At 64.7% G+C, this 6,000-nt stretch carries 7 protein-coding genes, 1 tRNA gene and 1 pseudogene; 7 read left to right on the top strand and 2 right to left on the bottom strand.

Annotated features, from left to right (window positions below):
* From AruCF_RS29965 to AruCF_RS18215, 7 genes and pseudogenes are all read left to right on the top strand, one after another.
* Window positions 1-451: pseudogene (locus AruCF_RS29965) on the top strand (peptidoglycan-binding protein LysM); the annotation flags it as partial.
* Between the two features lie 3 nt (window positions 452-454).
* The gene (gene truA, locus AruCF_RS18240; RefSeq protein WP_049075088.1) at window positions 455-1,276 is read left to right on the top strand and encodes a tRNA pseudouridine(38-40) synthase TruA; all 822 of its coding nucleotides are present in this window, start codon (window positions 455-457) and stop codon (window positions 1,274-1,276) included.
* 36 nt (window positions 1,277-1,312) lie between these two features.
* Window positions 1,313-2,407: a TRAP transporter substrate-binding protein gene (locus tag AruCF_RS18235; RefSeq protein ID WP_049075087.1), complete on the top strand. Its 1,095-nt coding sequence runs from the start codon at window positions 1,313-1,315 to the stop codon at window positions 2,405-2,407.
* Window positions 2,408-2,490: 83 nt separating this feature from the next.
* On the top strand, window positions 2,491-3,144 hold the full coding sequence (locus tag AruCF_RS18230) for a phosphoribosylanthranilate isomerase (protein ID WP_049077980.1): 654 nt from the start codon (window positions 2,491-2,493) through the stop codon (window positions 3,142-3,144).
* 201 nt (window positions 3,145-3,345) lie between these two features.
* Window positions 3,346-3,422 (top strand) — tRNA-Val (locus tag AruCF_RS18225).
* A 755-nt stretch (window positions 3,423-4,177) separates the two neighbouring features.
* The gene (locus tag AruCF_RS18220; RefSeq protein WP_049075085.1) at window positions 4,178-4,387 is read left to right on the top strand and encodes a hypothetical protein; all 210 of its coding nucleotides are present in this window, start codon (window positions 4,178-4,180) and stop codon (window positions 4,385-4,387) included.
* 117 nt (window positions 4,388-4,504) lie between these two features.
* Complete coding sequence (locus AruCF_RS18215) at window positions 4,505-4,783, top strand: DUF2164 domain-containing protein (RefSeq protein WP_049075083.1); 279 nt, start codon at window positions 4,505-4,507, stop codon at window positions 4,781-4,783.
* A gap of 17 nt (window positions 4,784-4,800) precedes the next feature.
* Here the strand turns inward: AruCF_RS18215 and AruCF_RS18210 are convergent, their stop codons facing one another.
* Entirely contained in the window at window positions 4,801-5,115 is a 315-nt protein-coding gene (locus AruCF_RS18210; protein WP_231891728.1) for a TM2 domain-containing protein, read from the bottom strand.
* A 187-nt stretch (window positions 5,116-5,302) separates the two neighbouring features.
* Entirely contained in the window at window positions 5,303-5,836 is a 534-nt protein-coding gene (locus tag AruCF_RS18205) for a phosphonate degradation HD-domain oxygenase (RefSeq protein WP_049075079.1), read from the bottom strand.
* Window positions 5,837-6,000 lie beyond the last annotated feature (164 nt).

The raw sequence follows: 6,000 nt of genomic DNA, 5'->3' as shown, positions 1-6,000 counted from the left end.
GGCCGGCTCCACAGGCGCAGCGGGCGCTCCCGGCGTGGCCGGTACGCCAGGCGGCGCAGGAATCCCCGGGGCAGCCGGCGCGCCGGGCGCCACCGGCGCGACTGGCCCCGCCGGCGCATCGACCGCCGCCACGCAACAAGACAAGGCCGCCGCGGATGCGGCGGCGAGCAACAACAAGGATAAGGATTTGACTTCTTCGATGCCGGCCTGGTTGGCCGACAACCTGCTCGTTATCGTCACCGCCGTGCTGGCGCTGATCGCTTTCGCCATCGCCTGGGTGTTGCGGCGCGCGGGCGCCCGCCGCGGCGACGACGACGAGGAAACCTATGCCTACAACGAACCGGCGCTGGACACGGCGGCGCTGAACCGCAAGCTCGACTCCATCAGCCTCGACCTGGACGAACCGCCCACGGACGAACCGCGCCCGGCGGGCAGTTCTTCCCGGATCTGAACGATGTCCAGAGTTGCATTGGGGCTGGCATACGACGGCTCCGCCTGGCAGGGCTGGCAGACCCAGCCACACCGGCAGACGGTGCAGGACACCCTGGAAGCCGCGCTGGCGCGGTTCTGTGGCGTGGCCGATCCGGTTGCCACGGTCTGCGCCGGCCGCACCGACACCGGCGTGCATGGCGCGATGCAGGTGATCCACCTTGACACGGTATTGGATCGGCGCATGGAATCGTGGGTGCGGGGCGTGAACGCATTCCTGCCTCCCAGCATTTCCGTGCACTGGGCCCAGGCGGTGCCGGACGATTTCCATGCCCGGTTTTCCGCCCGGGCCCGCACCTACGTTTACCTGCTGTGGCGCGGCCGCGTGCGTCCCGCGCTGTGGGCCGGCCGCGCTGGCTGGTGCCACCAACCCTTGGATGTCGCGGCCATGCGCGCGGCGGCGGGCGCCTTGCTGGGCGAACACGATTTCTCCAGCTTCCGCTCCTCGCAGTGCCAGGCCAGGCATCCGGTGCGCATCATGCACCGGCTCGACATCGAAGAGCGGGGGCCGTTCCTGGTGTTCACGCTGCGCGCCAATGCCTTCCTGCATCACATGGTGCGCAATATCATGGGGGCGCTGCTGCAGATCGGGCAGGGCCGCGAACCGGTGGACTGGATGGCGCAACTGCTGTCCTGGCGCGACCGCAAGCGCGGCGCGCCGACGTTTTCTCCCGACGGCCTGTATCTGTCGGCCATCGACTATCCGGACGAGTTCGGCCTGGACCAGCTGGACGGCGGCGCGCTGCTGTTGTCGCCATTCACCCAGCCGCCGGGCAACCCGTCCTAGCCGGACGCCTGCCGGCGCCCAATGGAGGCCTGTCTCATGCAACGCCGCGCGTTTTTGAAACGAACCGCCCTGGGCGCCGCAGCCGGCGCCGCGATCGCCGCGCCCGTCTATGCGCAGGAAGCGCCGGCTGTGTCCTGGCGGCTGGCTTCCAGTTTTCCCAATGAGTCGCCGACCCTGTTCGCCGGCGCCGAGGACGTGGCACGCTATGTCAGCGATGTCACCGACGGCAAGTTCCGCATCGAGATCTTCTCGGCCGGCGACCTGGTGGATGCCGGCGAGGTGCTGGACGCCGTGCAGCATCGCATCGTCGATTGCGGCCACACGGCTTCGACCCGCTTTTTCGATACCGACCCCGCGCTGTGCTTTGACGCGGGCGTGCCGTTCGGGCTGAACACGCGGCAGATGAACGCCTGGATGCTGCAGGGCGAAGGCCTGGCCCTGACGCGCGTGCTGTTCGGCAAGTACAACATCCTGAACTTCCCCTGTGGCCTCACGGGCGCGCAGATGGGCGGCTGGTTCCGCGGCGAGGTCAAGACCGTGGACGACCTGCGCGGCCTGAAGATCAAGGCCGGCGGCTTCGCGCGCCAGGTGCTGGCCCGCATGGGCGCCGCGCCCGTCGACCTGCCCATCGCCGACACCTATGCGGCGCTGGAGCAGGGCGGCGTCGACGCCGTGGCCTGGATCGGCCCGCATGATGACGAAAACCTGGCCTTGTACAAGGTCGCGCGTAACTACTACTTTCCGGGCTGGTGGGCGGGCACGCTGCAGTTGTCACTCTACGTGAACCAGCAGGCGCACGACGAACTGCCCAAGTCCTATCAGGCGGCGCTGGAATTGGCGAGCCGGATGGCCACCGCCAACATGATCGCCAAGTATGACGCCGGCAATCCCGACGCCCTGCGCCGGCTGGTGCAGCGCGGCGCGCAGCTCAAGGCGTTTCCGCGGCCGATGCTGCAGGCCGCTCACGAGGCGGCGCTCAAGCTGTACCAGGAACTCGCCGCCAAGGATCCGATGTTCAAAAAGTTGTACGAGAGCATGAAGGCCTTCCGTGACAAGGAAATCCCCTGGTTCAGCGTGGCCGAAGGCAGTTTCGATTCCTTCATGGCGACAGTCGGTCAACCCGGCGCCTGAGTCCGCGCCCCGCCGGCGCGCCGGCAAGGCTCCCCTTATACTGGTCACATTTGTCGCGCCGCGCGACGCAAGCAATCAACGCCATGCGCACACGCATCAAGATCTGCGGCCTGACCCGCGAAGAAGACATCGACGCCGCCGTTGCGGCCGGCGTCGATGCGATCGGTTTCGTCTTCTACCCCAAGAGCAAGCGCTACGTCACGCCGACCCGCGCCGCGCAATTGCGCCGCGTGGTGCCGGCATTCGTCGACGTGGTGGCATTGTTCGTGAATCCGTCGCCGGACGAGGTGCGGGCCGTGCTGGACGAGGTCGGCCCCGAACTGCTGCAGTTCCATGGCGATGAAACCCCGCAGGACTGCGCGCGCCACGGCCATCGCTACCTGCGCGCCTTCCGCGCTGGCGCGCCCGGCCTGGAAACGGCGGAGGGCCTGGCCACTTATTGCCGCGCCTTTGGCGAGGCCGCCGGCTGGCTGTTCGACAGCTACAGCGCCGGTTTCGGCGGCAGCGGCCATGGCTTCGATCACGCCTTGCTGGCGGACGTGAAGGCCGATCCGGTGTCGCGGCCGTTGATTCTCTCCGGAGGGCTGAACCCCGGCAACGTCGCCGCCGCCGTGCAATCCGTGCGTCCCTGGGCGGTCGATGTCAGCAGTGGCGTCGAGGTCGAGCAAGGAATAAAAAGTTCTGATAGAATCTCGTTCTTCGTTGCTGCGGTGCATGCCGCAGACGCGAAGAAATAGAAGGAAAAAGTAGTGCGGTGCCGGCGGGAGCGGTTGAAAAAACCAAACCAGCCGTTGTGTTGAGGAATGTTCGAGTCGAAGGGTGTGGCATGTATATGCCAAGCAATTCACACTACATCCGAAGCGCAATGAAGACAGCAAAAAATCTGAAAAGACGATTTGCATAGTTTAAAAAAGCACTATATAATTCTTCTTCTTTGCAGGCGGTTAGCTCAGCTGGTTAGAGCGCCACGTTGACATCGTGGAGGTCGTTGGTTCGATTCCAATACCGCCTACCAAATTCCTGCAAAGTGAGTGTTTGATAGAGCTAGTCAAGCACCACCCCGAAAGCCGCGACAGTCTTTGACTTCGCGGCTTTTTGCTTTGTGCGCCGCCAAGTGCTGCCAAGTGGCACCAAGCGATTTAAGGGTAGGCATGAGGTAGGGCCAAAAATAATAAGGGTAGGCCCCTTGGCCTTCAATTTTCCGCCTTGACTGCGCAGCGATCGAGATAATCCGACCACCACTGCATCAGTTGCCGGCGCTCGTCCAGATACTCGGCGTGGTTGTACGCGCGACGCACCGTGTTGCCCCTGCTGATAGGGCCTCGTTGATCTACTGGGAAGCCTGGGGATACTGATGACCACCTATCATTTTCTCGCCCAGCCGGTTGGCGTTCTATCCGGACAGCTTGCGTGACGTGTACGAGGCCAGCCCACAGGGTTGGCCGGACGATGGTGTCGAGGTCAGTCCCGAGCTTTACGAACGACTGTATTCCGAACACCTGCAGGGACGCGTGTTCTGCGCTGGGCCCGACGGCGAGCCGATGACGAAGGAGCCTGATCCGCCGTCGAGTAATCGCCAGGTCCGCCGGATATAACGCCGCGCCGCCCGCGCGGTAAACCGACTCAAATCCTTTCGACAGAAATTTCCTCGCCTGCCGGTATCCGTCATATTGGACGTGATGGACGTCATCGTTCCGTGAGAATTCATGAAACTTCGGCTCTTTTCATTTTGTAGGATTTTCCTGAAAGAAAAATGAAAGGTGAGAAGCGATGAACGATTGCGATGAGTGCAGAGACATCGTGCAGGGCCAAGCCGGCGCGCAAGGGCATGCCCGTCTTATCAGCCTGGGAGACGTTCGCAGCCTGGCGGTCGTGAAAGGGCGGGCCCGGCAGGAAGCGTTCGTGTGCTCGACCTGCGCGGCCGAGTGGGACTACATCCATGCCACGCGCGGCGAGCGCGCGGGGTGGTTCCGGCAATAGCGCCGTGTCAGCCGTCGTCACAAGGGTGGGGGTGTGGCACTATGACTATCGACGCCTGCGCGGCGGGGCCTGCCCTGTTCCTGGCCGCGCGGCCCCACTGAAACATGAGGACGCCACATGGCCATCGAACTAGAGCGAGACGTACGCGATACCGCCATCGCTTCCCTGCGCCGGTATTTCGATCAGCACATGGAAGAACCGATCGGCAACATCGCGGCGGGGGCGTTGCTGGGATTCATTCTTGAGGAAATCGGGCCGACCATCTACAACCGCGCGGTTGCCGATGTACAGGAGCGGCTGCAGCTGCGTGTTTCCGAGTTGGATCTGGAGGTCCACGAGGAAGAGTTCGCCTACTGGCGCAAGTACGACAAGGACGAGCGTGGCCGTCGGAAGTGACTCGGGCCGCGCACGTTTCAGGGCAGGGGCGAGTTCCCGGATGACAGCGTTGCCGCCAGCAGCATGTTGGTATTGCGGATCCAACCGGGAATCAGGAAAGCGTCGATGATTGCCCAGATGCCCACCGCCGACAGCAGCGCAAAGCCCAAGCCGACGGCGCTGAAGGCGAAGCCGAGAGCCGTGAGGATGAGCATGGCGATGGCCGAGCCGGTCTTGCCGGTGTAGAAACGGTGTCCGCCCAGGCTGCCGAGGAAGAACCACAGGAGGTAGGCCACGCCGACGCTTTTGCGATGGGCGTCGTACATCATGGCTTGCATGGCGGGACTGTTCACGATATCTCCGAAAGGAACGCGATGCCTGGCCGGCGGGCGCCGGCTCCAAGGCGGCCAACGTGCTTTCCGCCGCGTCAGATGATTGGTTCTTTCCGGGCGCCCGGCTAGATGGCCGCGCCAAATCTCGGACTGCTGAACAGTGCTGAAAAACGGGCGCGCCATTCCGCGCGCGGCGCACCGTCCGGATTCACGCCGCCCGCAGACAGCGGCGGGCCATATCCATGTAGTGCGCCAGCGGCGGGGTGGGCAGGCCGACCACTTTGGCCAGGTCGTCATAGCGGCGCAGCCGCACCGCCGCCAGCGCGTGCGATTGCGCGGCAAAGGTATCGGCCTGCGTCGGGGTGAACACGCCGCCCTGCAGGGCCAGGCTCTGCACCGAGGCGGGCGACAGGGTGTCCAGATAGGCGGGCTCGATCGCGCCCAGGTAGCGCTTGGCGGCGACGTGCAGGCGCACCGGGGCCGTGACTTCGTCATCGAACAGCGCGGCGAGCGCTGCGGCGGCCACTTCCTGGTGGCGCATGTCGTTGGTGATGCTTTCGGCGAGCATCAGGTGGCCGATGTCGTGCAGCAACGCGGCGACGATCAGGGCCTCGGACTCGCCGGCCTGTTCGGCCAGTTGCGCGCATTGCAGCGCGTGTTCGGTCTGGCTGATGGCCTCGCCGCCATAGTAGGCGGCGCCATGGTGGGCGAAGAGGTCCTGGATGCGGGGCAGGGTGAGCATGAGGGGATGCCTTCGGGATGGGGATCGGCAGAGACGATATGCCTTCATGGTGACATCTAGATGACTAGAACATGAGGGGCGGCCGTTCCGCGCCCCGCCGCGCGCGGCGGGGCCGGAGGGAGCGCGCTTTCGGAGACAGTCTTCGATACTCGACAGGCAGTCTT

The sequence above is a fragment of the Achromobacter ruhlandii genome (assembly GCF_002082135.1).
Lineage (GTDB): Bacteria > Pseudomonadota > Gammaproteobacteria > Burkholderiales > Burkholderiaceae_B > Achromobacter > Achromobacter ruhlandii.
The sequence above is the reverse complement of the archived record's forward strand: the minus strand, read 5'-3'. Positions and strand labels throughout refer to the sequence as shown.